The 25,968-nt window shown below is 67.6% G+C and carries 20 protein-coding genes and 1 pseudogene; 11 read left to right on the top strand and 10 right to left on the bottom strand.

What is annotated here, in order from left to right; genetic code table 11:
• Positions 1-35 precede the first annotated feature (35 nt).
• Positions 36-443: a ferric iron uptake transcriptional regulator gene (fur, locus tag ACZK4Z_RS08635; protein ID WP_005409235.1), complete on the top strand. Its 408-nt coding sequence runs from the start codon at positions 36-38 to the stop codon at positions 441-443.
• A 58-nt stretch (positions 444-501) separates the two neighbouring features.
• On the opposite strand, the gene ACZK4Z_RS08640 is transcribed toward fur, so the two are convergent.
• Positions 502-1,746, bottom strand: a complete 1,245-nt coding sequence (locus tag ACZK4Z_RS08640) for an SGNH/GDSL hydrolase family protein (RefSeq protein WP_125895981.1) — start codon at positions 1,744-1,746, stop codon at positions 502-504.
• A gap of 97 nt (positions 1,747-1,843) precedes the next feature.
• Here ACZK4Z_RS08640 and ACZK4Z_RS08645 point away from each other — a divergent pair, with 97 nt between their 5' ends.
• On the top strand, positions 1,844-2,761 hold the full coding sequence (locus ACZK4Z_RS08645; protein WP_125895980.1) for a LysR family transcriptional regulator: 918 nt from the start codon (positions 1,844-1,846) through the stop codon (positions 2,759-2,761).
• 121 nt (positions 2,762-2,882) lie between these two features.
• Here ACZK4Z_RS08645 and recN read toward each other — a convergent pair whose 3' ends face one another.
• A complete protein-coding gene (recN, locus tag ACZK4Z_RS08650; RefSeq protein ID WP_049404573.1) occupies positions 2,883-4,544 on the bottom strand; it encodes a DNA repair protein RecN in 1,662 nt (553 codons plus the stop codon).
• Between the two features lie 115 nt (positions 4,545-4,659).
• Here recN and hrcA point away from each other — a divergent pair, with 115 nt between their 5' ends.
• The 4 genes from hrcA (at position 4,660) to dnaJ (ending at position 9,690) form a co-directional block, all read left to right on the top strand.
• Complete coding sequence (hrcA, locus tag ACZK4Z_RS08655) at positions 4,660-5,724, top strand: heat-inducible transcriptional repressor HrcA (RefSeq protein ID WP_005409239.1); 1,065 nt, start codon at positions 4,660-4,662, stop codon at positions 5,722-5,724.
• Between the two features lie 63 nt (positions 5,725-5,787).
• Positions 5,788-6,303 carry a nucleotide exchange factor GrpE gene (gene grpE / locus ACZK4Z_RS08660; protein ID WP_005409240.1) on the top strand — a complete coding sequence of 172 codons (516 nt, stop codon included), beginning with the start codon at positions 5,788-5,790 and terminating at the stop codon, positions 6,301-6,303.
• Positions 6,304-6,485: 182 nt separating this feature from the next.
• Positions 6,486-8,411, top strand: a complete 1,926-nt coding sequence (gene dnaK / locus ACZK4Z_RS08665) for a molecular chaperone DnaK (protein WP_093999974.1) — start codon at positions 6,486-6,488, stop codon at positions 8,409-8,411.
• A 154-nt stretch (positions 8,412-8,565) separates the two neighbouring features.
• Positions 8,566-9,690: a molecular chaperone DnaJ gene (gene dnaJ, locus ACZK4Z_RS08670; protein ID WP_032128292.1), complete on the top strand. Its 1,125-nt coding sequence runs from the start codon at positions 8,566-8,568 to the stop codon at positions 9,688-9,690.
• Between the two features lie 92 nt (positions 9,691-9,782).
• Here dnaJ and ACZK4Z_RS08675 read toward each other — a convergent pair whose 3' ends face one another.
• Positions 9,783-10,580 (bottom strand): AraC family transcriptional regulator, encoded by a 798-nt coding sequence (locus ACZK4Z_RS08675; RefSeq protein ID WP_049463047.1) that lies wholly within the window; start codon positions 10,578-10,580, stop codon positions 9,783-9,785.
• 72 nt (positions 10,581-10,652) lie between these two features.
• On the opposite strand from ACZK4Z_RS08675, the gene ACZK4Z_RS08680 reads away from it, so the two are divergent.
• The 3 genes from ACZK4Z_RS08680 (at position 10,653) to ACZK4Z_RS08690 (ending at position 14,625) form a co-directional block, all read left to right on the top strand.
• Positions 10,653-11,852, top strand: a complete 1,200-nt coding sequence (locus tag ACZK4Z_RS08680; protein WP_478451361.1) for an MFS transporter — start codon at positions 10,653-10,655, stop codon at positions 11,850-11,852.
• Between the two features lie 743 nt (positions 11,853-12,595).
• Entirely contained in the window at positions 12,596-13,504 is a 909-nt protein-coding gene (gene pdxY / locus ACZK4Z_RS08685) for a pyridoxal kinase (protein WP_043035460.1), read from the top strand.
• Positions 13,501-14,625 carry a prephenate dehydrogenase gene (locus tag ACZK4Z_RS08690; RefSeq protein ID WP_125895579.1) on the top strand — a complete coding sequence of 375 codons (1,125 nt, stop codon included), beginning with the start codon at positions 13,501-13,503 and terminating at the stop codon, positions 14,623-14,625. The genes pdxY and ACZK4Z_RS08690 overlap by 4 nt, the downstream gene beginning before the upstream one ends.
• A 265-nt stretch (positions 14,626-14,890) precedes the next feature.
• On the opposite strand, the gene ACZK4Z_RS08695 is transcribed toward ACZK4Z_RS08690, so the two are convergent.
• The 5 genes and pseudogenes from ACZK4Z_RS08695 to ACZK4Z_RS08715 all read right to left on the bottom strand — a co-directional run bounded on the left by ACZK4Z_RS08695 (position 14,891) and on the right by ACZK4Z_RS08715 (position 19,076).
• Positions 14,891-15,085 carry a hypothetical protein gene (locus ACZK4Z_RS08695; protein ID WP_005409247.1) on the bottom strand — a complete coding sequence of 65 codons (195 nt, stop codon included), beginning with the start codon at positions 15,083-15,085 and terminating at the stop codon, positions 14,891-14,893.
• Between the two features lie 70 nt (positions 15,086-15,155).
• On the bottom strand, positions 15,156-16,928 hold the full coding sequence (locus ACZK4Z_RS08700; protein WP_032128297.1) for an ABC transporter transmembrane domain-containing protein: 1,773 nt from the start codon (positions 16,926-16,928) through the stop codon (positions 15,156-15,158).
• Positions 16,921-17,517 carry an IMPACT family protein gene (locus ACZK4Z_RS08705; protein ID WP_049400110.1) on the bottom strand — a complete coding sequence of 199 codons (597 nt, stop codon included), beginning with the start codon at positions 17,515-17,517 and terminating at the stop codon, positions 16,921-16,923. The genes ACZK4Z_RS08700 and ACZK4Z_RS08705 overlap by 8 nt, the downstream gene beginning before the upstream one ends.
• 40 nt (positions 17,518-17,557) lie before the next feature.
• Positions 17,558-18,561: pseudogene (locus ACZK4Z_RS08710) on the bottom strand (hypothetical protein).
• On the bottom strand, positions 18,558-19,076 hold the full coding sequence (locus ACZK4Z_RS08715; RefSeq protein ID WP_229301232.1) for an RNA polymerase sigma factor: 519 nt from the start codon (positions 19,074-19,076) through the stop codon (positions 18,558-18,560). Before ACZK4Z_RS08715 ends, ACZK4Z_RS08710 begins: the two are co-directional and overlap by 4 nt.
• 247 nt (positions 19,077-19,323) lie before the next feature.
• Here ACZK4Z_RS08715 and ACZK4Z_RS08720 point away from each other — a divergent pair, with 247 nt between their 5' ends.
• On the top strand, positions 19,324-22,164 hold the full coding sequence (locus tag ACZK4Z_RS08720; RefSeq protein WP_125895581.1) for a bifunctional diguanylate cyclase/phosphodiesterase: 2,841 nt from the start codon (positions 19,324-19,326) through the stop codon (positions 22,162-22,164).
• Positions 22,165-22,183: 19 nt separating this feature from the next.
• Here the strand turns inward: ACZK4Z_RS08720 and ACZK4Z_RS08725 are convergent, their stop codons facing one another.
• Positions 22,184-22,777: an LOG family protein gene (locus ACZK4Z_RS08725; protein WP_125895582.1), complete on the bottom strand. Its 594-nt coding sequence runs from the start codon at positions 22,775-22,777 to the stop codon at positions 22,184-22,186.
• Between the two features lie 241 nt (positions 22,778-23,018).
• The gene (locus ACZK4Z_RS08730) at positions 23,019-24,515 is read right to left on the bottom strand and encodes an aminotransferase class III-fold pyridoxal phosphate-dependent enzyme (RefSeq protein WP_125895583.1); all 1,497 of its coding nucleotides are present in this window, start codon (positions 24,513-24,515) and stop codon (positions 23,019-23,021) included.
• 210 nt (positions 24,516-24,725) lie between these two features.
• Here ACZK4Z_RS08730 and queA point away from each other — a divergent pair, with 210 nt between their 5' ends.
• On the top strand, positions 24,726-25,793 hold the full coding sequence (gene queA, locus ACZK4Z_RS08735) for a tRNA preQ1(34) S-adenosylmethionine ribosyltransferase-isomerase QueA (RefSeq protein ID WP_125895584.1): 1,068 nt from the start codon (positions 24,726-24,728) through the stop codon (positions 25,791-25,793).
• Positions 25,794-25,968 lie beyond the last annotated feature (175 nt).

Here is a 25,968-nt window from a genome sequence, read left to right on the forward strand (position 1 = left end):
GCAGCTGGCGCTAAATCGCCAATGAACGGAGACCTATGGAAACCCACGACCTGCGAAAAGTCGGCCTGAAGGTGACCCATCCACGGATGCGGATCCTGGCGCTGCTTGAACAGCGCAATGCCCAGCACCACATGACCGCCGAAGACATCTACCGCCAGCTGCTCGAGCATGGCGACGAGATCGGCCTGGCGACGGTCTACCGGGTGCTGACCCAGTTCGAGGCCGCCGGCCTCGTGCTCAAGCACAATTTCGAAGGCGGCCAGGCCGTCTACGAGCTGGACCGTGGCGGCCACCACGACCACATGGTCGACGTGGACAGCGGCAAGATCATCGAGTTCGAAAGCCACGAGATCGAGGAGCTGCAGCGCAAGATCGCGGCCGACCACGGCTACGAGCTGGAAGAGCATTCGCTGGTGCTGTACGTGCGCAAGAAGCGCAAGTAAGCCGTTCCAGCCAGCTGGATGCGACGAAACCCCGGGCCTGCCCGGGGTTTTTCGTTGCTTACGGCAGATCCGCGCCATGTGTGAGGGGCCCCATCAACACCTCCAGATCCACCGCCTCGGCCATGGCCCGGTTACCCGCATCGCCCGGATGCAGGTGGTCGCCGGAGTCGTAGGCGGCGGCCATCCGTGACGGATCGGCCGGGTCGCGCAGCGCCGCATCCAGGTCGATCACCGCATCGAACGGGCTGTCGCTGCGCAGCCAGGCATTGAGCTGTTGGCGCAGGGCCTCCTTGTCCGGCTGGTAGTAGTCGTCCAACGGCGTGCCGGGCAGGGCGCCGGCGAACGGCGTCAGGGTGGCGCCGAGGATGCGTAGACCCCGCCGATGGGCCTGCTCGGCCAGGGTGCGATACCCCGCCTGCAGTTCGGCCAGCGTGGGCCGGGCCTGGTTCCGGGCGAAGGCGGTGCCGGGCCAGCTGATGTCATTGATGCCGATCAGCACGACTACGCTGACCACGCCTGGTTGATCCAGCACGTCACGCCGGAAGCGGGCCAGGGCGGATTCGCCCATGCCATCGCGCAGCAGCCGCCCCCCGGAAATACCGGCGTTGACCACGGCAACGCCCCGCGATGCCAGGCGCGCCGCCAGATGGTCGGTCCAGCGCTGGTCCTGGTCGAGGCTGGCGGTGGCGCCGTCGGTAATCGAGTCGCCGATCACCACCACGCTGCGTGCGCTGGCCGCCGCCTCGACCTCGATGCCAGCCAGGAACAGGCGGGCAGTGGTGCTGCTGGCCCCGCTCAGAGCCTGGGTCTGGCTCTGGTCGCCGGGCGCAATCCAACTGGTCTGCCGACCCTCCCAGTGGAACGTCTGCACGGGCGTCGGCCCCGGCACAAAGACACTGATCTGCAACGCCTGGTGGTCATCCGTGGCCAGTGGCAGCGGATCGCTCAGCCGTTCCTGACCGGGGCCGATCAGCACCCCGGGCTGGCCGTCGAAGCTGAGCGGCTGCGGCATTGCGCCTGCCTGTGCCGTCACGCTTGCCGCCCCAATCCGCAGCGGCTGTCTGCCGTAGGCGTTGCTCAGCCTCACCCGCAGCCGAGGCCCGCCCAGGCTGATACGCGCCGTCTGGCGGAAGGTCTGGTCCTGCAGCGTGGCCGGAACCAGGGTCGGGAACAGGAAATCGGCGCCCCAGACCGGTTGCGGACTGGCCTGCCAGCTGGCGACCCAGTGCGGGGCCGGGGCGGCACTGGCTGCGCTGGAGAGGGCGATCAAGGCGGTCGCGGTGAGCTGGCTGAGGCGGTTCATCGGGCAATCCCGGGAGGAGGGAGGGCCATGGTGATTCTCCGTCGATCTGTGAACTAGACTGCGCATGGATAATCATCTGTGAACTGGATTCATCGCCATGGCGCGACCCGACATCAACCGATCCGGCGAACTGGAAGTGTTCGTGCGGGTGATCGAGACCGGTGGCTTCTCTGCCGCAGCGCGCACCCTGGACATGACGCCGTCGGCAGTCAGCAAGCTGGTGTCACGGCTGGAGCAGCGGCTGGGTACGCGCCTGCTGCAGCGCTCCACCCGCCAGCTGCAGCTGACCCCGGAAGGCTGCGCGTTCTACGAGCGCGGCCTGCGCGTGCTGGCCGACCTGGAGGAGGCCGAGCGCTGCGCCAGCGCCCATGCCGAGCCGCGCGGACGCCTGCGGGTCAATTCCAACGTGCCGTTCGGCCAGCATTTCCTGTTGCCGCTGCTGCCGGCGTTCCTCGAACGCAACCCACAGGTGGGCGTGGACCTGACCTTGAACGACGAGGTGATCGACCTGCTTGAGCAGCGCACCGACGTGGCGGTGCGGGCAGGCCCGCTGAAGAGTTCCAGCCTGGTGGCGCGACGGCTGGGTGCGACGCGGATGATGATCGTGGCCGCGCCAGCCTACGCGCAGCGGCATGGACTGCCGCGCAACGCTGAGGAGCTGATGTCGCACAACCGTCTGGACATCGGCCATGCGCGTGCGATGCAGGGCTGGCCGCTGCTGCAGGACGGTCGCGAGCGCATGCTGCTGCCCAGTGGCAATGCCCGCGCCAGCAACGGCAACGCGCTGCGGCAGCTGGTGCTGGGCGGGTTGGGCATGGCGCGGCTGGCGACCTACCAGGTGCAGGAGGACATCGCCGCCGGACGCCTGCTGCCGGTGCTGGAGGAGGCCAACCCCGGTGACCTGGAAGAGGTGCACGCGGTGTTCCTGGGGCAGGGCGGCTACCTGCCGCTGCGGGTGCGCGCCTTCCTTGATTTTCTGGTGGAAACGGTGGATCTGGCGCAGCCACGGGGGTAGTGCCGGCCGCTGGCCGGCAACCTCATGATCTTCGTTCACCTGTGTTGGGTTGCCGGCCAGCGGCCGGCACTACCTCGCGCGTTGTAGATCCACGCCATGCGTGGATAACCGCGAACAGGCCTCAGACCTGCAGCAGCTTGCGGGCGGCGGCGCGCGCTTCCTTGCTCACTTCCACGCCGCCGAGCATGCGCGCCAGCTCTTCCTCGCGCGCCTTGCTGTCCAGCTTTTCCACCGCGCTCTGGGTCATGCCTTCCACCGGCGCCTTGCTGACCCGGTAATGCGCGTGGCCCTTGGAGGCAACCTGCGGCAGGTGGGTCACGCACAGCACCTGGCGCTTCTCGCCGAGCGCGCGCAGCTTCTGGCCGACGATGTCGGCTACCGCGCCGCCGATGCCGGAGTCGACTTCGTCGAACACCATGGTCGGCACTGCATCCAGGTCCAGCGCGGCCACTTCGATGGCCAGCGAGATGCGTGACAGTTCGCCGCCGGAGGCCACCTTGCGCAGGGCGCGCGGCGGCTGGCCGGCATTGGCTGCGACCAGGAATTCCACGCGCTCGGCACCCTGCGGGTCGGGCTTGCCGGCGTCCTGCGGTTCCAGCTCGATCAGGAACTGGCCGCCGCCCATGCCCAGCTCGGCGATGATGCCGGTGGTGGTGGCCGACAGCTCGGCAGCAGCGCTGCGACGGCTGGCGGTCAGCACTTCGGCCTGTGCGCGCCAGGCGGCGGCGGCCTTGTCGATCTCGCCGGCCAGGCGCTGCAGGCGTTCGTCGGCGCCGCGCAGCTGTTCCACTTCGGCGTGCATGCGCTCGCGCTGCGCACCCAGCTCGTCCATCGGCACGCGGTGCTTGCGGGCCAGGTCGTGCAGACGGCCGAGGCGGCGCTCGTTCTCCTCGAACTGTTCCGGGTCGGCGTCGAGGTCGTCATGCACCCGATCCAGCAGCGACAGGGCTTCGTGCAGCTGGATCGAAGCGTTCTCGATCAGGCCATCCACCTCGCCCAGGCGCGGGTCGTGCTCGATCAGGCGCGACAGCTCGTGGCGCACCTGCTGCAGCAGGTCCAGCGCGGAGCTGCCGTCGTCGCCGTTGAGCTGGTTGCTGGCGGCCTGGCAGGCGCTCAGCAGGGCGCTGGCATGGGCCTGGCGGCGGTGGCTGGCGCCGAGTGCGGCAATCGACTCCGGCTCCAGGTCTTCACGGTCCAGCTCGCGCAGCTGGTGCTCCAGGAAGCCGATCCGGTCACTGACGTCGCCCTGTTGCGACAGCGCCAGCGATTCATCGACCAATGCCTGCCAGGCCGCGGCGGCGCGTCGCACCTGGCGGCGTTCGTTCTCGTTGCGCGCATAGGCGTCGAGCAGGGCCAGCTGCGACGGGCGCGTCAGCAGGGCCTGCTGTTCGTGCTGTCCGTGGATCTCCACCAGCAGCGAGGCCAGGTCGCCCAGTTGCGCCAGAGTCACCGGGCGGCCGTTGATCCAGGCCCGCGAACCGCCATCGGCGCGGATGACCCGGCGCAGCTGGCACTGCTCCTCGTCGTCCAGCTCGTTGTCGGCCAGCCACTGGCGTGCAGCCTGCAGCTGCTCCAGCGCAAACTCGGCCGAAAGCTCGGCGCGCGCGGCGCCGTGGCGGACCACGCCGCTGTCGGCGCGCAGGCCGGACAGGAAGCCCAGCGCGTCGACCATCAGCGACTTGCCGGCGCCGGTCTCGCCTGAAACCACGGTCATGCCTGGCCCGAACTCCAGTTCGGTGGCGCGGACGACGGCGAAATCCTTGATCGAAAGATGTCTGAGCATGGGTAAGGGGGTATCAGCAGCCGCGCAACGCTAGCACGCGGGCGAGGGAGGTCCAATGACTTGCCAAGGTGATGCGCCGCCATTATCTAGTGTCCGTGTCTCACAGGTTGATTCCATGCACGGTTCTCCCGACCAGCTTGCCCCGCGTGCGCGCCATCTGCTGCGCACGCTGATCGCGCGTTACATCCAGGACGGCGAGCCGGTCGGCTCGCAGACGCTGGCGCGCGTGGCCGGGCTGGAGGTCAGTCCGGCCACCATCCGCAACATCCTGGGTGACCTGGAAGACCTGGGGCTGCTGGCCTCGCCGCACACCTCCGCCGGGCGCGTCCCGACCGCGCATGGCTACCGCGTGTTCGTCGACAGCCTGCTGCAGATGCAGCCGCCGGGCGAAGGCGAGCTGGCCCGGTTGCGCCAGGAACTGGCTGGCGGCGGCAGCACCCAGGCCCTGCTCGGCAGCGCCTCGGAGCTGTTGTCGGCGATGAGCCACTTCGTCGGCGTGGTCAGCGCGCCGCGACGCGAGCAGTTCGCCTTCCGCCAGATCGACTTCGTGGCGCTGGACGGGCGCCGGGTGCTGGCGATCCTGGTGTTTGCCGACAACGAGGTGCAGAACCGCGTCATCGAGACCCGGCAGGAGTTCGCGCCGGGCCAGCTGGAGCAGGTCGCGAACTACCTCAATGCCCATTTCGCCGGCCTGCCGATGGCCGAGATCCGCACCCGACTGCTGCTGGAACTGCGCGATGCCCGCTCCGAGCTGGAACAGCTGCTGGCGCACAGCATCGAGCTGGCCGAGCAGGCCCTGCAGCCGGCGGCCGACGACATGCTGGTGGCCGGCCAGACTCGCCTGATGGGGGTGCAGGACCTGTCCGACCTGGAGCGCCTGCGCGAGCTGTTCGAGCTGTTCTCCAGCAAGCGGGAGATCCTGCAGCTGCTGGAGCGGACCATCCAGGCGCCCGGCGTGCGCATCTTCATCGGCGAGGAGACCGGGATGATGCCGCTGCAGGGCGTCTCGCTGGTCACTGCCCCTTACACGGCCAATGGCCAGGTGCTGGGCGTGCTGGGGGTGATCGGCCCCAAGCGGATGGCCTACGACCGCGTGATCCCGCTGGTCCAGGCTACCGCCGATGTACTGGGCGCGGCGTTTTCGCCAGCCGGCCGCCCGCCGGGAACATCCGACGCTTGAAACGCAGCATCCCGCCCACACTAGGGTGGGTGGAGGCGGAGATTGACCGCCAGGGACCCAGACATGAACCACGAACAGCCAGATATCGAATCCCAGCAGAGTGCCGCCGATGCGGCCGCCACCGCCGGCGTCAACGACGAAGTCGAGCGCCTGCGCGCCGAAATCGAACAGGTCAAGGCCGATGCCCTGCGTGAGCGCGCCGACCTGGAGAACCAGCGCAAGCGCGTTGCCCGTGACATCGAACAGGCCCGCAAGTTCGCCAACGAGAAGCTGCTGGGCGATCTGCTCCCCGTGTTCGACAGCCTGGATGCCGGCCTGAAGGCCGCCGGCGACGACCCGCACCCGCTGCGCGAAGGCCTGGAGCTGACCTACAAGCAGCTGCTGAAGGTGGCCGCCGACAACGGACTGGTCCTGCTGGATCCGATCGGCCAGCCGTTCAACCCGGAACACCACCAGGCCATCAGCCAGGTGCCGACGCCGGGCGCTGCCCCGGGCAGCGTGGTGACCGTGTTCCAGAAGGGCTACCTGCTCAACGAGCGCCTGCTGCGGCCGGCGCTGGTGGTGGTGGCCGCCGATTGATGGACCAGGCCGGGCTTTGCCCGGTCCCGGTTGTGCCAGGCCATGCCTGGCAAGGTTTTCCAGGCGCTGAACACAGCGTTCGGGAGACGGCTTGAATGTTCCACGAGCCTCCCCCACATCGTATTCATCCACCGGCCGAACGGCCGGACTGACACCAACAAGCATCCTCAGGAGTCTCCCCCATGGGCAAGATCATTGGTATCGACCTCGGCACCACCAACTCGTGCGTGGCGATCATGGACGGCGGCAAGGCCCGCGTCATCGAGAATTCGGAAGGCGATCGCACTACCCCGTCGATCGTCGCCTACACCAAGGACGGCGAAGTCCTGGTCGGCGCCTCGGCCAAGCGCCAGGCCGTGACCAACCCGAAGAACACCTTCTACGCGGTGAAGCGCCTGATCGGCCGCAAGTTCACCGACGCCGAAGTGCAGAAGGACATCGCGCACGTCCCGTACAGCATCCTGGCCCATGACAATGGCGACGCCTGGGTGGCCACCAGCGACGGCAAGAAGATGGCCCCGCAGGAAATCTCGGCCAAGGTGCTGGAAAAGATGAAGAAGACCGCCGAGGACTTCCTCGGTGAGAAGGTCACCGAAGCGGTCATCACCGTGCCGGCCTACTTCAACGACAGCCAGCGCCAGGCAACCAAGGACGCCGGCCGCATCGCCGGCCTGGACGTCAAGCGCATCATCAACGAGCCGACCGCGGCCGCGCTGGCCTATGGCCTGGACAAGGGCGACAACAAGGATCGCAAGATCGTGGTGTACGACCTGGGCGGCGGCACCTTCGACGTCTCGGTGATCGAGATCGCCAACGTCGACGGCGAGAAGCAGTTCGAAGTGCTGGCCACCAACGGCGACACCTTCCTGGGCGGCGAAGACTTCGACAACCGCGTCATCGAGTACCTGGTTGAAGAGTTCAACAAGGACCAGGGCATCGACCTGCGCAAGGATCCGCTGGCCCTGCAGCGCCTGAAGGACGCCGCCGAGCGCGCCAAGATCGAGCTGTCCAGCGCCCAGCAGACCGAAGTGAACCTGCCGTACGTCACCGCTGACGCCTCGGGTCCGAAGCACCTGAACATCAAGCTGACCCGCGCCAAGCTGGAAGCGCTGGTGGAAGACCTGATCAAGAAGTCGATCGAGCCGTGCCGCGTCGCCCTGAACGATGCCGGCCTGCGTTCGAGCGACATCAGCGAAGTGATCCTGGTCGGTGGCCAGACCCGCATGCCGAAGGTGCAGCAGGCGGTGACCGAGTTCTTCGGCAAGGAACCGCGCAAGGACGTCAACCCGGACGAAGCCGTGGCACTGGGTGCTGCGATCCAGGGCGGCGTGCTGGGCGGCGACGTCAAGGACGTGCTGCTGCTGGACGTGACCCCGCTGTCGCTGGGCATCGAGACCATGGGCGGCGTGTTCACCAAGATCATCGAGAAGAACACCACCATCCCGACCAAGGCTTCGCAGGTGTTCTCCACCGCCGAGGACAACCAGTCGGCCGTGACCGTGCACGTGCTGCAGGGTGAGCGCGAACAGGCCCGCTTCAACAAGTCGCTGGCCAAGTTCGACCTGTCCGGCATCGAGCCGGCCCCGCGCGGCCTGCCGCAGGTGGAAGTGTCCTTCGACATCGACGCCAACGGCATCCTGCACGTGTCGGCCAAGGACAAGAAGACCAACAAGGAACAGAAGGTCGAGATCAAGGCCGGTTCGGGCCTGTCCGAGGAAGAGATCGCACGCATGGTCGCCGACGCGGAAGCCAACCGCGAAGAAGACAAGAAGTTCCAGGAGCTGGTGCAGGCCCGCAACCAGGCCGACGCCCTGATCCACGGCACCCGCAGCGCCATCACCGAGCACGGCAGCAAGGTCGGCGGCGATGTCATCGGCAAGGTCGAGGCGGCGCTGGCCGACCTGGAAACCGCGATGAAGGGTGACGACAAGGCACAGATCGAAGCCAAGTCGAAGGCACTGGAAGAAGCCGGCCAGTCGCTGTTCGCCGCCGCTTCGGCCGACCAGGGCGGTGCCGCCCCGGGTGCCGACGCTGGCAATGCGGGCAAGCCGCAGGATGACGTGGTGGACGCCGAGTTCACCGAAGTCAAGGACGACAAGAAGTCCTGATCCGGACCGACACGGGACGCTGGCCATCAGCGTCCCGTTGTCGCATCAGGGTCCTGACCGCCCACCGGTGTGTCGGGGCGCCCGACGCAAGAGCGGACCTGGTTCCGCTCTTCCGCTTTGACGAATCCCGACTTTCCGGAACCCGATTCACGATATGAGCAAGCGCGATTACTACGAAGTGCTGGGCGTTGCCCGCACCGCCAACGACGAAGAGCTGAAGAAGGCCTACCGTCGATGCGCGATGAAATTCCACCCGGACCGCAACCCGGGTGATGCGGCGGCCGAAGCCTCCTTCAAGGAGTGCAAGGAAGCCTACGAAGTGCTGTCCGACGGCAACAAGCGCCGCATGTACGACAGCCATGGCCACGCCGCGTTCGAGCACGGCATGGGCGGTGGCGGTCCGGGCGGCCCGGACATGAACGATATCTTCGGCGATATCTTCGGCAACATCTTTGGCGGTGGCGGCGGTGGTCCGCGCCAGGCCCGTCGTGGCGCCGACATCGGCTACGTGATGGAACTGGACCTGGAAGAGGCCGTGCGCGGCGTCGAGCGCCGCATCGAGATCCCGACCCTGGCCGAGTGCGGCGACTGCGATGGCAGTGGCTCCGAAGACGGCAAGGTCGAGACCTGCAACGTGTGCCATGGCCGCGGCCAGGTGCGCATCCAACGCGGCATCTTCGCCATGCAGCAGGCCTGCCACAACTGCGGCGGCCGCGGCCAGATCATTGCCAAGCCCTGCAAGACCTGCCACGGCAATGGCCGTGTCGAGGAAGACAAGGTGCTGTCGGTGAAGGTGCCGGCGGGCGTCGATACCGGCGACCGCATCCGCCTGCAGGGCGAAGGCGAGGCCGGTCCGGCCGGTACGCCGCCGGGCGACCTGTACGTGGAAGTGCGCGTGCGCGAGCATGCGATCTTCCAGCGCGATGGCGACGACCTGCACTGCGAAGTGCCGATCCGCATCTCGCAGGCGGCACTGGGTGACACCGTGCGGGTGGCCACCCTGGGCGGCGAAGCGGAGATCCGCATTCCGGCCGAGACCCAGACCGGCAAGCTGTTCCGCCTGCGTGGCAAGGGCGTGCGTTCGGTGCGCAGCCGCAGCGAAGGCGACCTGTACTGCCGTGTGGTGGTGGAGACCCCGGTCAACCTCACCAACGAACAGCGCAAGCTGCTGGAGCAGTTCGAAGCCACCTTCGTCGGTGAGGAAGCGCGCAAGCATTCGCCGAAGTCGGCCACCTTCATGGATGGCGTGAAGGGCTTCTGGGACCGGATGACGTCCTGATCCATCGACGCATGTGTTGAACGACAGCGCCGGGCAATGCCCGGCGTTTTCGTTTGTGGTGCCGCACTGCCGCCGCCGGGCATGGCCCGGCGCTACCGGAAAAACGCCGCCGGCGTCTGCCCGAGCTGGCGCTTGAACATGCTGGTGAATGCACTCGGGCTGTCGTAGCCCATCGCCAGCGCGACATCGATGACCTTGTCGCCGACCGCCAGTCGCTCCAGGGCGGCCAACAGCCGCGCCTGCTGCCGCCACTGCCCGAAGGTCATGCCCAGTTCACTGGCGAAATGACGCTGGATGGTTTTCACGTCCACCTGCAGCGCCTGCGCCCAGTCCTGCAGGGTGGCGTCGTCGCCGGGATGTTTCTGGATGTGCTGGCAGATCCGCTGCAGGCGCGGGTCGGAGGGCGAGGGCAGGTGTAGCGGCAGCACGTCCATGCGGTGCAGCTCGTCCAGCAGCAGGCGCACCACGCGGCCGTCGCGGCTGTCATCCACATGCGCGGTCTCGATCAGGCTGGCGGCGAGCAGCAGCTCGCGCAGCAACGGCGCTACCTGTACCGCGAACGCCTCGTCCGGCAGCTGCGGCGCGAAGTCCGGTTCCACATACAGGCTGCGCATATGCACCTCAGCGATGCAGTCCACCGCATGCGCCATGCCGGCCGGCACCCAGATCGCGCGGGTCGAGGGTACGACCCAGCGGCCCCCGTCCGCACGCACCACCATCAGTCCGGACATGGCGAACACCAGCTGGTGACGGCGATGCCGGTGGGGCGCGATGTGGGTGCCGGGTTTGTAGTGGCGGGCGCGGCAGGTCACCGGGCGGTGCACCGGAACCTCGTTCCACGGCGCAGTCTCGCGGACCGGGCAGGGAGTGTCCTTTTTGCGATATGCCATGACCCGAACGCGGCAGAAGGGAGGGGGAGGCCACCGTAGCATGCGTGGCTCGCCCCCAACCTGACTGTGTCCATGTCGACCCTGGCTTCTCCCGCAACGACCTCACGCCCGGTTGCCCCCGGCGTGCTGGCCGCCATTTCCACCTCGCATGTCGTCAACGACATGATGCAGTCGCTGATCCTGGCCATCTATCCGGTGATCAAGGGCGGCTTCAATCTCAGCTTCACCCAGATCGGCCTGATCACGCTGACCTACCAGCTCACCGCCTCGATCTTCCAGCCCTTGATCGGCATGGCCACCGACCGTCGCCCAGCCCCGTACTCGCTGCCGATCGGCATGGCCTCGACCCTGTGCGGCATGCTGCTGCTCGGCTTCGCACCGAACTACGCGGTGGTGCTGATGGCGGCGGCGATGGTCGGTATTGGCTCGGCCATCTTCCATCCGGAGGCCTCGCGCATCGCGCGACTGGCCTCGGGCGGCCGTCACGGCTTCGCGCAGTCGGTGTTCCAGGTGGGTGGCAATTTCGGAACAGCGCTGGGCCCGTTGATCGCCGCCGCAGTGATCGTGCCGTATGGCCAGCACGCCGCATCGTGGTTTACCGGTGCTGCCCTGATCGGCATCGCATTGCTGACCTATGTCGGCCGCTGGTACGCGTTGCATCTGGGTACGCCTCGACCGGTCAGCACGGCTGCGATGGCGCCGCGGCATCCGCCGCGCACCGTGGCCAAGGTACTGGCGATCCTGCTGGTGCTGATCTTCAGCAAGTACTTCTACATGGCCAGCATCGGCAGCTACTTCACCTTCTACCTGATCCACCACTTCGGCATTCCGGTGGCGCAGGCCCAGCTGCATCTGTTCGCGTTCCTGGTGGCGTCCGCCGCCGGCGGCTTCCTTGGTGGCCCGCTGGGTGACCGCATCGGCCGCAAGCCGATCATCTGGACCTCGATCCTGGGCGTGGCCCCGTTCGCGCTGATGCTGCCGCATGCTGATCTGCTGTGGACGACCGTGCTGGCGGTGCTGATCGGCTTCGTGCTGTCCTCGGCGTTCTCGGCGATCGTGGTGTACGCGCAGGAAATGATGCCGCACCGCATCGGCATGGTGTCCGGCCTGTTCTTCGGCTTCGCCTTCGGCATGGGCGGGCTTGGGGCGGCTGTGCTGGGCCTGCTGGCGGACAAGACCAGCATCGAATACGTCTACCAGTTGACCGCGTTCCTGCCGCTGCTGGGCATCGTGGCGGCGTGGCTGCCACCGTCGCGGCCTGCTGCTCACTGAGGGGGTGGGGTTTGCAGGGCTTGCAGCCCTGCACCTGCTGAATCAACGTCAACGTCAAAAGCCTGCATTCCGCGCGTTGGCGGGGTGGGTCCGGTTGAGGGGGACGCTGCAAGTCCCCCTCCGGGGCCCGGCCCAGCCGCTGGCGGCTGTGCGTTCGGGCGCTTGCGAAGCAATGCTTCGCAAGCAAAGCGCCCTCACCCATGTAAGCTCGGTCGCCGCTTGCTCGTGTGCGCAGTCCTGCGCACACGGCAAGACCGGGGTTGGGCGTCCTGCCCAACCCGCCCGAGGCATGCCTCGGGCCCATGCGGCTCACGCCCCCTCAACCGGACCCACCCCGCCTTCGACAGTTTTCCGCGATCTGTCGGAACGGCGTCCGGCTCTGGTAGGTGTCGACCTTGGTCGACACGGTAGATCCACGCCATGCGTGGATGAATTCATTCGATATCTGACAGATGTGTCGACCAAGGTCGACACCTACCAACAGCCGCGCGGAACAACAGCCGCAGTTACCAACAGCCGCGTGAACCTGTCGAAGGTGGGGCGGTGTCGGATTGCGGGGTGTCAGCGGCATGGATGCCGCTGCCAAGCCTACAAGGACGTACTTGCGGCATCCCCGCACTCCGACACCGCCCCGCCACCCCACGGAAGGCCGCTTTGGCTTCGGCCGTTGCGATTGCCGTTGCATTGAGCAGGTGCAGGGCTGCAAGCCCTGCCGAAAACTCCCTTGGGCGTAGAATGCGGCCATGAGCGAATCCCTTGATAACCACCTGGTCCACGGCCGCCGCCAGCGGCCGGATGGTCCGTCGCCGATCGATGTCATCTCGGTCCAGTCGCAACTTGTCTACGGCCACGCCGGCAACAGCGCCGCCGTACCGCCGATGCGCGCACTCGGCGTGCGCGTGGCGGAGATCCCGACCGTGTTGCTGAGCAACGCGCCGTTCTACGACACCACGCGTGGTCGCGTGCTGCCCGCCGACTGGTTCGCCGACCTGCTGCTGGGCACCCACGAGCGCGGCCTGCCGCAGCGGGCGAAGATGCTGGTGTCCGGCTACTTCGGCAGCACCGCCAACGGTGCCGCCTTCGCCGACTGGCTGGACAACATCCTGCCGGCCTGTCCGCAGCTGCGTTACTGCCTGGATCCGGTGATTGGTGACACCCACACCGGCCCCTACGTGGAACCGGGCCTGGAGGCGATCTTCGCCGAGCGATTGCTGCCGCATGCCTGGCTGGTGACCCCGAACGCCTTCGAACTGAATCGTCTGACCGGTATGCCGGCACTGGCCGAGGCCGATGCCATCGCCGCCGCGCGCACGCTGCTGGACCGTGGCCCGCACTGGGTGATCGCGCACAGCGTGGGCGGTAACCCGGGTGAGCTGGTGACCCTGGCGGTCGGTCGCGAGGAAACCTGGCGCTGGACTTCGCCGCTGCTGCCGGTGGACGTGGCCGGCACCGGTGACGTGCTGATGTCGCTGGTGGTGTCGTTCCTGTTGCGAGGTGAATCGATGCAGCAGGCGATTTCGCGTGCGATTGCCGGTACCCATGCGGCGCTGGAGGCGACTCTGGACAATGGCTTCGAAGAGTTCGACGTGATCGCGGCGGCGCCTGCCGCACTGGCCGAAGGCACGCGCTTCCGCGCCGAACGCGTGGCATGAGCGGCTTGCTCGAACGCACGCCGCGCACGGTCGGCATCGTCGGCAGTGCCGGCGCCTATGGGCGCTGGCTGAGCCGCTTCTTCCAGCAGCACATGCAGCTGCAGGTGATCGGCCACGATCCGGCCGATCCGGACTCGCATACGCCGGAACAGCTGCTGGCGCAGGCCGACGTGCTGGTGTTCTCGGCACCGATCCGGCATACGCCGGCTCTGATTGCCGAGTACGTGCGGCAGTCGGCCGGCCGTGAGCAGGACCGGCTGTGGCTGGACGTGACCTCGGTGAAGGAAGCGCCGGTGCAGGCGATGCTGGCCTCTCAAGCCGAAGTGGTTGGCCTGCACCCGATGACCGCGCCACCCAAGGCGCCGACCCTGAAGGGCCGGGTGATGGTGGTCTGCGAAGCGCGGCTGCAGCACTGGCAGCCATGGGTCGATACGCTGTGCACGGCGCTGCAGGCCGAGTGCGTGCGGGCCACGCCGCAGCACCACGACCAGATGATGGCGCTGGTACAGGCGATGGTGCATGCCACCCACCTGGCCCAGGCCGGCGTGCTGCGCCAGTACCAGCCGCAGCTGGGCGATCTGGCCGCGATGATGCCGTACCGCTCGGCATCGTTCGAGCTGGACACGGCGATCATCTCGCGCATCCTGTCGCTCAACCCGGCGATCTACGAAGACATCCAGTTCGGTAACCCGTACGTGGCGCCGATGCTGGAACGGCTGGTCGGCCAGCTGCAGGCCCTGCAGGCGCAGGTCGGGCAGGGCGACGACCGTGCGCGTGGTGAATTCCGCGAGCAGCTGCTGTCGGCAAACCGCGGTGCCTTCGGCGAGCAGGCGCTGGCGGACGGCAACTACACCTTTGAACGCGTGGGTTATCTGCTGGCTGACCTGACCGAGCGTAATGCGTTGTCGGTGCACCTGCCGGAAGACCGGCCCGGCTCGCTGCGTGAGCTGCTGAACGTGTTCGAGCAGCATCGCATCAGCCTGGCTTCGATCCATTCCTCGCGCACGCCTGGTGGCGAAGTGCATTTTCGCATCGGGTTCGTGGCCGGCAGCGATGCGGCGGCGATCACCCGGGCAGCAGCCGACGTGGACGCCAGCGGCATTGGGCGGGTGCTGGGCTGAATTCATCCACAGGCGGTGTGGATGGTTCCTGAGCAAACGTGTGGATAACCTCGCTCAGGCCCTGCCAGCAAAGGCTGTCAAGATGCTTGGCCAAAAATTGATCACGCCATTTGTAGAGTCGAGCCATGTTCGACCGCCTTGGGCAAAAGGTGTGTCGACCAAGGTCGACACCTACCAGAGGCAAGAAAGCGGGTCGATCAAGGTCGACACCCGCCAGAGCGGGGCGATACGAAATCGGGTAGCGCCGGGTCATGCCCGGCGAACCTCAGATCGTCAGTCGCAGCTCGCCGCCACTGGTGGTGAACTCGCGGCCATCGCGCACCAGCGGCCGCCCGTCATCCAGTTCGTAGCGTGGCGTGGCTTCAGAGTGATGCCCGCTGCCATTCGCCTCGGGCTTGAACTCGATGATGATGTGGCTTTCGCCGTTGCTGTCGACGGCGGGGAACTGACGGAACGACATCGTGCACCTCCTTCAGCGGATGCGGTTGTTGCGCGGCCAGCTTGGCCGCGCCGATGTTAGCCGGACGTCATCAATCGATGAACTGCAGGCGCGCAAGTTCAGCGTACAGTCCACCTTCGGCCAGCAGCTGTGCGTGCGTGCCCTCGGCGACGATGCGGCCCTGGTCCATCACCACGATGCGGTCGGCCTTGAGCACGGTGGCCAGGCGGTGGGCAATGACCAGTGTGGTGCGGCCCGCCATCAACCGCTCCAGCGCTTGCTGCACGCTGTGCTCGCTCTGCGCGTCCAGCGCGCTGGTCGCTTCGTCCAGCAGCAGGATCGGCGCATCCTTCAGCAGCGCACGGGCAATCGCCACACGCTGCTGCTGGCCACCGGACAGGCGGGCACCGCGCTCGCCCAGCTCACTGTCATAGCCCTGCGGCAACGCGCGCAGGAAGCCATCGGCCTCGGCAGCACGCGCGGCAGCCTCGACTTCGGCGTCGCTGGCCTGCAGGCGGCCATAGCGGATGTTGTCGCGCGCACTGGCAGCGAACAGCGTCGGCTGCTGCGGCACCAGCGCCAGCTGCGCACGCAGCTCGGCCGGGTCGACCTGGCGCACGTCGATGCCGTCCACGTCGATGCGGCCGCTGGCTGGATCATGGAAGCGCAGCAGCATCGAAAGCACCGTGCTCTTGCCCGCCCCCGACGGACCCACCAGCGCCACGGTCTCGCCGGGGTGCACGTGCAGGTTGAAGTGGTCCAGTGCGGCCTGGTCCGGTCGCTGCGGGTAGTGGAACACCACGTCGTCGAACCGGATCTCGCCACGCAGCGGCTGCGGCAGCGCGTGCGGCTGTGCCGGCGCGCGGATCTCGATGTCTTCCTGCAGCAGTTCGCCGATACGGCCCATGCCGCCGGCCGCGCGCTGCAGTTCGTTCCACACTTCGGCCAGCGCGCCCACCGAGCCGCCACCGATCAATGCATACAGCACGAACTGGCCCAGCGTACCGGCGCTGAGGCGGCCGTCGATGACGTCGTGCGCGCCCAGCCACAACACACCGACGATGGCGCCGAACACCAGCAGGATGGCGCTGGCGGTGACCAGCGACTGTGCGCCGATGCGGCGACGGGCGGCGCCGATGGCATCACCGAGTGCCTTGTCGAAGCGCCCGCGCTCGTACGGCTCGCGTGCATGTGCCTGCACCGTGCGTACCGCACCCAGGGTTTCACTGGCCAGGCTGTTGGCATCGGCGATGCGGTCCTGGCTGTTGCGTGCGACCGTGCGCAGCTTGCGCGCGCCGATGATGATCGGCAGCACCGCCAGCGGAATGCCTAGCAGCGACCATGCGGCCAGCCGCGGGCTGGTGACGAACAGCATTGCCAGGCTGCCGATGACGGTGACCGTGCTGCGCAATGCTACGGACATGGTCGAGCCGACCACGCTGCGCAGCAGTTCGGTGTCCGCGGTCAGGCGCGAGACCAGCTCTCCGCTGCGGCTGCGGTCGTGGAAGCCGGCGCCCAGCTGGATCAGGTGGGCATACAGCTGGCTGCGCAGGTCGGCCACGACCTTTTCACCCAGCAACGATACGAAGTAGAAGCGCGCGGCCGTGCCCAACGCCATGACGACCGCCACCAGCATCAGCAGGGCGAAGGCGCGGTTGATCTGGCCGCCGCTGCTGAAACCGTGATCGATCATCTGCTTCACCGCCGGAGGCAGGCTCAGCGTGGCTGCAGAAGACACCGCCAGGGCCAGCAGCCAGGCGGTGAACAGGCCGCTGTGGCGGCGCACGAACGGCCACAGCGTGCGCAGGCTGCCGAGGCGCCGCAGCGGCGGGGTCGAAGCGGGGGCGTCGTCCTTGTCAGTCATCCTGGTCGTCGTCTTCTATGCGGATACGGTCACGGGTGGCGTCGCGCAGGCGGATTTTCAATGCGTCGACCTGATCGGCAGGCAATTCGATCCGCAGGCACACACCATTGGCATCGAACTGTTCATCGCGCTTTTCGGCACCGAAGGCGGGCAGGGTGGCATGCAGGGTACCCAGGTCCTCGAAGCCGGCCAGCAGCTGCAGCCGGGCCATCGCCACCAGCGGCAGGCGCGGGGCGGTGCGCAGGCACTCGGCGGCGGCGCCGCCGTAGGCGCGCACAAGGCCACCGGCACCGAGCTTGATACCGCCGAACCAGCGCGTCACTACCACCATCACCCGGTCGAAACCCTGGCCGTCGATCGCCGCCAGAATCGGACGTCCAGCCGTGCCGGCCGGCTCACCATCGTCGCTGGAGCGATAGTCCTGCCCATGCCGGTAGGCCCAGCAGTTGTGGGTGGCATCGGCCACCGCAACCTGCTGCAGGAACGCCATGGCCGCTGCGGCGCCATCGATCGGCGCGGCATGGGCGATGAAACGGCTGTGTTTGACTTCCAGCGTGTGGCTGACCGGCTGGGCGAGAGTATCGAGCATTCCCGTCATTCTACGGGGTTGCCGGGTATTCCCGTCCGCTTCAGTCGTCCAGCAGCGGGCGCAGGTCGCGCGGCAGGCGTGCTTCCGGGTACTGCTGCATGTAGCGCTCCAGGCTGGCACGGGCCAGATCGCGCTGGCCGTCGTCGCGTCGTGTACGGATCTTCTGCAGCCACTGCCGGCGCGGCAGTCGTGCGTCAGCGTCCACCTCGGCCTGCACGGCATCCGCGCTCAGGCCCGCATCGCTGCCGCGGCGCATGATGCCAGGTGCGGAACGGCTGGGAGCCTCGCGCTTCATCGAGGTGATTTCTACCCGGTCCAATGCCGGGGCCTGTTCGGCCTGCACGCTGTTGGACTCTGGCGTGCCTGCCGAGCGCGCCTTCAGCGAACCACTGGCGACAACCGGCGCCATCAGCGGCGCGGGTGCCGAGTAGGCGGTGGGAGCCGGAGGCGCAGGGGGGCTGCTGCCGGCGCTGCGGCCGGAGCGGGCGGCAGGGCCGCAAAGGAGGTATCGGCGGCCGCATCCGCAGCCATCGATCGTGCAGCCTGGGCCGGCGCTTCAGCGGTCTCGGCCGGCGCAGGCTTGCTTGCGCGCGCGATGGCCGGTGCCGGGGCAGCGGCAACCGGGGCTGCCTCGGGTGCTGCGGGCGCAGCGGCCGGTTCCGCAGTCGCCACCGCGCTGTCGGCTGCACTGCGCTCAGCGGCCTGATCGGCAGCCGCGACGTCTTCTGCCGCAGCCGGTGCCGCCGCAACAGCGGCCTCACCCGCCGGAATCGGTGGCGGTTCCGGACGCAGCTGCCAGGCGATGCCGATGGCGAGCACCATCGAGGCGGCGATGCCGAACACCGCCGGCCAACGCGGGCGTGTGCGCTGCGTACGTGGTGCTTCGGGAGAGGCGACCGCATCGGCAGCCGGAGCGTCCACGGCAGCGCGGGCCGCGGCCAGGATGGCGGCGTCCAGTGCGGCGGGCGGTGCCTGTTCGGCGCGACGGCCGAGCAGCCGGGCCAGCTCGCGTTCTTCCGGCGTCAGCGGTTCGTCTCGGTTCATGCGTTCAATCCCGCACGCAGCTTGTCCATCGCATAGCGCAGCCGCGATTTCACGGTTTCCCGGCCTACGCCGGTGATCTGGCCGATCTCCTCCAGGCTCAGTTCCTGATCCAGCCGCAGTTGCAGCACTTCGCGCTGCTCGGGCGGCAGTTGTTCCATCGCCAGCTGGATGCGGCGACGTTGTTCGAATTCGGAAAGCTCGCCTTCCGGGGTCTGTCCATCCTCGATCGCGGCCAGGCGCAGATCGGCATCGGCCGGGGCAGCCGGCCGGTGGCGGGCGGCGCGCCAATGGTCGTTCAGGCGGTTGTGGGCGATGCGGAACAGCCAGGTGCTGAACGCCGCGTCCGGTTGCCACCCCGCACGGGCGCTGATCACCCGCTGCCAGACGTCCTGGAAGATCTCCTCGGCCAGCGCGTTGTCGCGCAGTTGCCGCAGCAGGAAGCCGAACAGGCGCTTGCGATGGCGCGCATACAGGCTTTCAAACGCGCGCAGGTCGCCACCGGCCCAGGCCAGCATCAAGGCTTCATCGGTTGGCAGTGCGCTGGCTTCCACGGCGTACAGGGTAAGGCCTGCAGGCGATGGCGCATAGCCGGTGGCGAGGGCGGGCAGGGCGAGGGTCATGGCTCGGAAGGGGCTACGGTCAGCAGGAAAAACGTACGGGCGCACGATTCGGGGTTCACGGGCTTCCATTGCCCCCCGGGTGGCGCGCTATGCTCGGCGGCTCAGGGGAGGCGACGCACTGACGGCGCCAAGAGATTGTCATTTGTCCACGCATGCTGAACCGGCGGAAGAGCCACCACACGAGGCCGTGCTGAGCGCGGCGCTGGTGCGCGCGTTGCATGCGCTTCTGCCGGAAGCGGCCGTGGTCCGCGTCGGCTGGGATGACCCGCAGCTTGGCCGTGGCCAGGGGGCCTGGCCGAGGGCGGCTGCCGGAGGTGATGCGGCGGCGCCAGGCGTGGGCGACGGCCAGCACGGCTGGGAACATGATGGGGCGCGCCTGCTGTTGTCGGTGGAAGGCGCGGTGCCTTCGCCGGCATGGTGGGGGGTTGCCCGGCAGGCGATGGAGCTGGCGCTGCAGCGCGGCCGCCAGGCCGGCCAGATCAAGGCGCTGGAAGAGGCCGAGCGGTTGCAGCAGGCCTTGTTCCAGATTGCAGATCTGGCCGGTGCCGACCTGGAAATGCCCGAGATGCTGCGCCACGTGCATGGTGTGCTGGGCACGCTGATGTATGCCGAGAACTGCTACATCGTGGAATACGACGATGTGCGCGACCAGATCCGTTTCCTGTACTTCGCCGATCAGGTCGATGATTTCGTCGCCGATCCCACGCAGAGCCATGACGCCAGCGAGATGCCGCGCAGCCTGACCGTGGCGTTGCTGCGTCATGGCAAGCCGCTCAGTGGTCCCTCGCGCGAACTGCTGGCGCAGGTGATGGAGCAGGAGCACGACCCGCAACGCGGGCCCGAAAGTCTGGATTGGCTGGGCGTGCCGATGCTGCGCGATGGCCGCGTATGCGGTGCCATCGTGGTCCAGAGCTATGAGCAGGCGGCCCGCTATGGCGAGGCCGAGCGCGCATTGCTGGGCTTCGTTGCGCAGCACGTGCAGACCGCGATGGACCGGCGCCAGGCGCAGGTGCGGCTGGAGCAGCAGGTGGCGCGGCGCACCCAGGAACTGCAGCGCGCCAATCACAGCCTGCAGGACGAGGTGGCCGAGCGTCGACGCGCCGAACAGCTGCAGACCGCCCTGTACAACATCGCCGAGATGGCGATGTCGGCCGACAGCCTGGCGCAGTTCTACGGACAGGTGCATGGGGTGGTCGGGCGCCTGCTCGACGCTCGCAATTTCTACATCGCCCTGGTCAACCCGGCCGGCAACGGCCTGGACTTCGTCTATTCGGTGGACGAGCACAACGCCAGCCGCGCGCCGCGACCGTTCAGCCGGGGCCTGACCGAGTACGTCGTGCGCAACCGGCGGCCACTGTTGGCATCACGTGCGCAGATCGACGCGCTGCTGGCCAGTGGCGAAGTGCGTGAATCCGGTGCGCGTTCGCACTGCTGGCTGGGCGTACCGCTGCTGCGCGACGACGAAGTGGTCGGCGCGATCGTGGTGCAGAGCTACAGCGAGAACAGCATTTTCAGCGTGCATGACCAGCGCCTGCTGACCTTCGTCGCGCAGAACATCGGTACCGGCCTGGCCCGTCAGCGCGACCAGCAACGGCTGCGCTCGGCGCATGCCGAGCTGGAGAAGCGCGTGGAGGAACGCACGCGCGAACTGGCCGAGGTCAACGAAAAGCTGCTCGGCCAGATCGGCGAGCGCCTGCGTGCCGAACAGCGCCTGACCCACCAGGCCATGCACGATGCGCTGACCGGGCTGCCCAACCGCCTGCATCTGCTGGACCGCCTGCAGGATGCGCTGGCCCTGGCCAAGCGTGAGGGCGGCCCGGTGTTCGCCGTGCTGTTCCTCGATTTGGACCGCTTCAAGCTGGTCAACGACAGCATCGGGCATGCTGCTGGCGATCGCATGCTGGTGGAAGTGGCCAAGCGCATCGTATCGATGGCCGGCACCGAGGACGTGGTGGCCAGGCTGGGCGGTGACGAATTCGCGGTGCTGCTGCAATGCCCGCAGGGCCTGGCCCAGGCCTTGGACTTTGGCCAGCGCCTCCTGCTGGCGCTGCAGGAATCGATGTGGATCGCCGGGCGCGAACTGTTCCCGTCCGGCAGTCTGGGCATCGCGCTGTGGAACCCCCGCTACCGCACCGGCGAAGAGCTGCTGCGTGATGCCGACGCGGCAATGTACCGGGCCAAGGCGCAGGGCCATGACCGCTGTGCGATCTTCGACGAAGACATGCGCGAGCAGGCCATGCGCAGCCTCGATCTGGAAGCCGACCTGCGTCGTGCGATCAACAACCGCGATTTCGTGCCGTTCTACCAGCCGATCGTGCGCCTGTCCGATGGCGAGGTGGTGGGCCACGAAGCGCTGCTGCGCTGGCAGCATGAGCGCCGCGGCCTGCTGCTGCCGGGGGCGTTCCTGGAGCTGGGCGAGGAAAGCGGCCTGATCGAGCAGGTCGACTGGCTGATCTACGAACAGGTGATTGCCGGCCTGGCCGAGGGCGGGCAGAGTTACGTCTCGGTGAACGTATCACCGCGCCATTTCCGCTCCGCCGGGTTCAGCGGCCGCCTGTTCGGCCTGCTGGATGCATGTGGTGCCGATCCGCGCCGGCTGCGCCTGGAGATCACCGAGGTGGCGCTGCTGGACGATGGCCCGCACACGCTGCGCATCCTGCAGGGCCTGCGCGAGCGCGGCATCCAGGTGCAGCTGGACGATTTCGGTACCGGCTTCTCGGCGCTGTCCTACCTGCACCGTTTCCCGATCAGTACGCTGAAGATCGACCAGAGCTTCATCGCCGGCCTGCATGGGCCGGAAGTGCAGAGCACGCGGGCACTGGTCGAGGGCGTGCTGTCGTTGGCGCGTACGCTGGGCATCGAGACCATCGGTGAGGGCATCGAAACCGAGGCGCAGCGGCAGACCCTGCGCGAACTGGGTTGCGACTACGGCCAGGGCTATCTGCTGGGGCGGCCCGCACCGTGGAGCTGCGCGGCGGTCTGAGCCGCCGCGCAGGAAAGCATCAGCGCAGGGCGGCGCGACGCTTTTCGTCGATCCACTTCGAGGCCTGCGCTGGCTTGTAGTTCTTCATCCACTCCAGCATCGCTTCGATATCCGAGCCGTACCACAGGTCCTGGCGCTGGTCCGGGTGCAGGAAGCGCTCTTCCACCATGCGGTCGATCATGCCGATCAGCGGGGCGTAGAAACCTTCCACGTCGAGGAAGGCGCACGGCTTGTTGCCGATGCCAAGCTGGCGCCAGGTCAGCATCTCGAAGATCTCTTCCATGGTGCCGAAGCCGCCGGGCAGCGTGACGAAGCCATCGGCGAGGTCGAACATGCGCGACTTGCGCTCATGCATCGAACCGACAATTTCCAGTTCGGTCAGGCCGCGGTGGGCCACTTCCCAGTCGGCCAGCTGGCGCGGGATCACGCCGGTCACTTCGCCGCCGGCGGCGAGCACGGCATTGGCCACGGTTCCCATCAGGCCGACATTGCCGCCGCCGTACACCAGGCGCATCCCGTCGCGGGCGATGCGGTCGCCCAGGGCAAGGGCGCGTTCGGTGTAGGCCGGCTTGCTGCCAGCGTTGGAACCACAGTACACACAGATCGATTTCATGGATCTTCCTGTCTCTTGGCCGGAAACGAAAACGCCCCGTCGCCGACCGCAGGGCGGTCAGGGACGGGGTGCCCAAGGATTATGAGGCCTTCAGGGGCCTTCTGTAGAGCCGCGCCGCGCTCGGCTGCTCTTCGTTCAGACCGCGGTGGGCCCCTGTAGAGCCGAGCCATGCTCGGCTGCTCTTCGTTCAGATCGCGGCTACGGCTGAGTCGAGCAAGCTCGACTCTACAAAGAACGAGACTTACGCCGCCGCTGCCTGCTCGCGGCGCGGGCCTTCACGCAGCGCGCGGCCGACCATCCCCACCAGCAGGTCCAGCTCTTCGCTGTCCATGCCGAAGTGCGGAGTGAAGCGCAGCGAGTTCTCGCCACCGTGAATCACGTTGATGCCGTGCTGGCGCAGCCATTCCTCGGTGGAGTTGGCGCCGTAGCACTTGAATTGCGGCGCCAGTTCGCAGGAGAACAGCAGGCCGGTGCCCTGCACCTTGGTGATCAGTCCGCCCAGCTCGTTCTTCAGCTGTTCAAGCTTGCGCACGGCCTCGGCACCACGCTCGGCGATGTTGGCGCGCACCTGCGGGGTCAGCTGGGCCAGGGTGGCGCAGGCCACGTCCAGTGCACGCGGGTTGCTGGTCATCGTGTTGCCATAGATGCCCTTGCGGTACAGCTGCGCGGCATGCTCGGTCACCGCCAGCACCGACAGCGGGTACTGCGCGGCGTTGAGTGCCTTGGAGTAGGTCTCCATGTCCGGCGGGTCCAGGCCTTCGAAGCCCGGGTAATCGACCACCGAGAGCACGCCATGCGCACGCAGGCCGGCCTGGATCGAGTCGAGCAGCAGCAGGCTGCCATGGGCACGGGTCAGTTCGCGGGCGACGGTATAGAACGACGGCGGCACCGAGCGGCCCGGGTCGCCTTCGCCCATCACCGGTTCCAGGAACACCGCCTCGATGAACCACTGGTTGCGCGTGGCATCCTCGAACACCTTGCGCAGGCCGGCTTCGTCGTACGGCGCCACTGTGATCACCGAATCCTCGCCACGGTAGCTGGCCAGGTGCTGCATGTAGCTCTTGCGGCTGGAGTCCGAATAGAGGGCAGGGCGGTCGGTACGGCCGTGGAAGCTGCCCTTGACCACCACGCGCTTGATCGCAGCACCGGCGTGGCGTGCGCCCGGGTCGGTCTGCAGCTTGGCGTTGACGTCGGCGATGCGCGCGGCCAGGCCGACCGCCTCGGAACCGGAATTCAGGCACATGAAACGGGCGAACGGGCAGCCGCCACGGCGGTGGCCGATCTCGGCGCGCAGGGCGGTGATGAAGCGCTGCTGCGACAGGCTGGGGGTCATGATGTTGGCCATAACCTGCGGGCGGGCCATCGCCTCCAGCACGGCGTCCGGGGTGTGCCCGAAGCCGAGCATGCCGTAGCCGCCGGCGTCGTACAGCACGGCGCCTTTCAGGGTGACCACCCACGGGCCGCGCGCAGCCAGTGCCACATACGGGGTCACCGCGTCATCGGCATAGAAATTGACGAAACCGTCCTGCATCGCGTCGATCTGCGCCTGTTCGTCCTGCGCCAGCAGCGGCCCCAGGTCGGCCTGCACGCGCGCGAATTCCTCGGCGGCGGCGTCCACCGCGGCGATCAGCTGCGGGTGGTTGGCGGACAGGGCGGTCAGGGTGGCGTCGTCCAGGCCGGAGGTGAGGCGGGTGCCGGGCTGGTTGCGCAGGGGGGCGAGGCGTTCGATGAAGCTCATTGCAGATCTCCTGAAACAATGGGTCGCACGGGTCTTCAAAAGCAAAACGCGCGTCATCACGCGCGCTTGGGGCAGGCTCGTGCAGCGGACTTCCGACTCGATGCTAGCACTTGTTTTTTTGCGCGATAACCCCGCGGAAACCTGCTGCATAGCAGCATTTTGCGCGACGTTCGCCGCGGAGCGCGCTGGCTCGCAGACGCTGGACGTACAATGCGCGCCATTGTCGACCTGTTGCCGCCCACTGCCTTGAAGAAGTCCGATTTCAACTACGACCTGCCGGCTGAACTGATTGCGCAGGCGCCCCTGGCCGAGCGTTCCGCCAGCCGCCTGCTGCTGGTGCCTCCGGCGCCCGATGCCTTCACCGACCTGCAGGTGCGTGACCTGCCGTCGCTGCTGCAGCCGGGCGATCTGCTGGTGTTCAACGACACCCGGGTGATCCCGGCGCGCCTGTTCGGGCAGAAGGCCAGTGGCGGCCGCGTCGAGATCCTGATCGAGCGCCTGCTCGGCGGCCAGCAGGCACGTGCCCAGGTGGGCGCCAGCAAGTCGCCCAAGGCCGGCAGCCGCATCGCGCTGGATGCCGGTGGCGAAGCCGAGGTGCTGGGCCGCGACGGCGAGTTCTATGTGCTGCAATTCCATGTGCCGGAATCGCTGGAACAGTGGCTGCTGCATGCCGGCCGCCTGCCGCTGCCGCCCTACATCCAGCGCGAGCCGGGCATGGACGACCGCGAGCGCTACCAGACCGTATTCGCGCGCGAAGTGGGCGCGGTGGCCGCGCCGACCGCCGGCCTGCATTTCGACGAACCGCTGCTGGCCGCGCTGAAGGACAAGGGTGTGGACTTTGGCCACGTCACCCTGCACGTGGGTGCGGGCACCTTCCAGCCGGTGCGTGCCGATGATCTGAAGGACCACGTAATGCACCGCGAGTGGCTGAACGTGGGTGCCGAGCTGGTGCAGCAGGTACGGCGCACGCGCGCCGCCGGCGGTCGGGTGATCGGCGTCGGTACCACCGTGGTGCGCGCCCTGGAAAGCGCGATGCGCGATGGCGAACTGCTGCCGTTCGCGGGTGAAACGCAGATCTTCATCACCCCCGGCTACCGCATCCGCAGCGTCGACGCGATGGTGACCAACTTCCACCTGCCGGAAAGCACGCTGCTGATGATGATTTCCGCGTTCGCCGGCAAGGCGCGCGTGTTCGAGGCCTACCAGCACGCGATCGCGCAGCGCTACCGTTTCTTCAGTTACGGCGACGCGATGCTGTTGTTCCCGCAGGCGGGGTAGGGCGCTGACCTCTGCCTGCTTGTGGTGGGTGCGCACCGTTGGTGCGCACTTGCCGGTGCCTGGAGGCCAGGAAAGCCACGCATGGCGTGGCTCTACTGCCGTGCCGTTCAGGCCTGAATGGGCGGTCGACCCGGTTTTGGGAGACAATGGGCGACTATTTGCCCGAATGACCGCT

The organism is Stenotrophomonas sp. 71799_Sma (genome assembly GCF_056482505.1).

Bases quoted from the DNA above. Each gene is read 5' to 3' on its own strand.
- fur (WP_005409235.1), top strand. From the start codon at position 36: ATGGAAACCCACGACCTGCGAAAAGTCGGCCTGAAGGTGACCCATCCA.
- ACZK4Z_RS08640 (WP_125895981.1), bottom strand. From the start codon at position 1,746: ATGAACCGCCTCAGCCAGCTCACCGCGACCGCCTTGATCGCCCTCTCC.
- ACZK4Z_RS08645 (WP_125895980.1), top strand. From the start codon at position 1,844: ATGGCGCGACCCGACATCAACCGATCCGGCGAACTGGAAGTGTTCGTG.
- recN (WP_049404573.1), bottom strand. From the start codon at position 4,544: ATGCTCAGACATCTTTCGATCAAGGATTTCGCCGTCGTCCGCGCCACC.
- hrcA (WP_005409239.1), top strand. From the start codon at position 4,660: ATGCACGGTTCTCCCGACCAGCTTGCCCCGCGTGCGCGCCATCTGCTG.
- grpE (WP_005409240.1), top strand. From the start codon at position 5,788: ATGAACCACGAACAGCCAGATATCGAATCCCAGCAGAGTGCCGCCGAT.
- dnaK (WP_093999974.1), top strand. From the start codon at position 6,486: ATGGGCAAGATCATTGGTATCGACCTCGGCACCACCAACTCGTGCGTG.
- dnaJ (WP_032128292.1), top strand. From the start codon at position 8,566: ATGAGCAAGCGCGATTACTACGAAGTGCTGGGCGTTGCCCGCACCGCC.
- ACZK4Z_RS08675 (WP_049463047.1), bottom strand. From the start codon at position 10,580: ATGGCATATCGCAAAAAGGACACTCCCTGCCCGGTCCGCGAGACTGCG.
- ACZK4Z_RS08680 (WP_478451361.1), top strand. From the start codon at position 10,653: ATGTCGACCCTGGCTTCTCCCGCAACGACCTCACGCCCGGTTGCCCCC.
- pdxY (WP_043035460.1), top strand. From the start codon at position 12,596: ATGAGCGAATCCCTTGATAACCACCTGGTCCACGGCCGCCGCCAGCGG.
- ACZK4Z_RS08690 (WP_125895579.1), top strand. From the start codon at position 13,501: ATGAGCGGCTTGCTCGAACGCACGCCGCGCACGGTCGGCATCGTCGGC.
- ACZK4Z_RS08695 (WP_005409247.1), bottom strand. From the start codon at position 15,085: ATGTCGTTCCGTCAGTTCCCCGCCGTCGACAGCAACGGCGAAAGCCAC.
- ACZK4Z_RS08700 (WP_032128297.1), bottom strand. From the start codon at position 16,928: ATGACTGACAAGGACGACGCCCCCGCTTCGACCCCGCCGCTGCGGCGC.
- ACZK4Z_RS08705 (WP_049400110.1), bottom strand. From the start codon at position 17,517: ATGCTCGATACTCTCGCCCAGCCGGTCAGCCACACGCTGGAAGTCAAA.
- ACZK4Z_RS08715 (WP_229301232.1), bottom strand. From the start codon at position 19,076: ATGCTGGCCTGGGCCGGTGGCGACCTGCGCGCGTTTGAAAGCCTGTAT.
- ACZK4Z_RS08725 (WP_125895582.1), bottom strand. From the start codon at position 22,777: ATGAAATCGATCTGTGTGTACTGTGGTTCCAACGCTGGCAGCAAGCCG.
- ACZK4Z_RS08730 (WP_125895583.1), bottom strand. From the start codon at position 24,515: ATGAGCTTCATCGAACGCCTCGCCCCCCTGCGCAACCAGCCCGGCACC.
- queA (WP_125895584.1), top strand. From the start codon at position 24,726: ATGCGCGCCATTGTCGACCTGTTGCCGCCCACTGCCTTGAAGAAGTCC.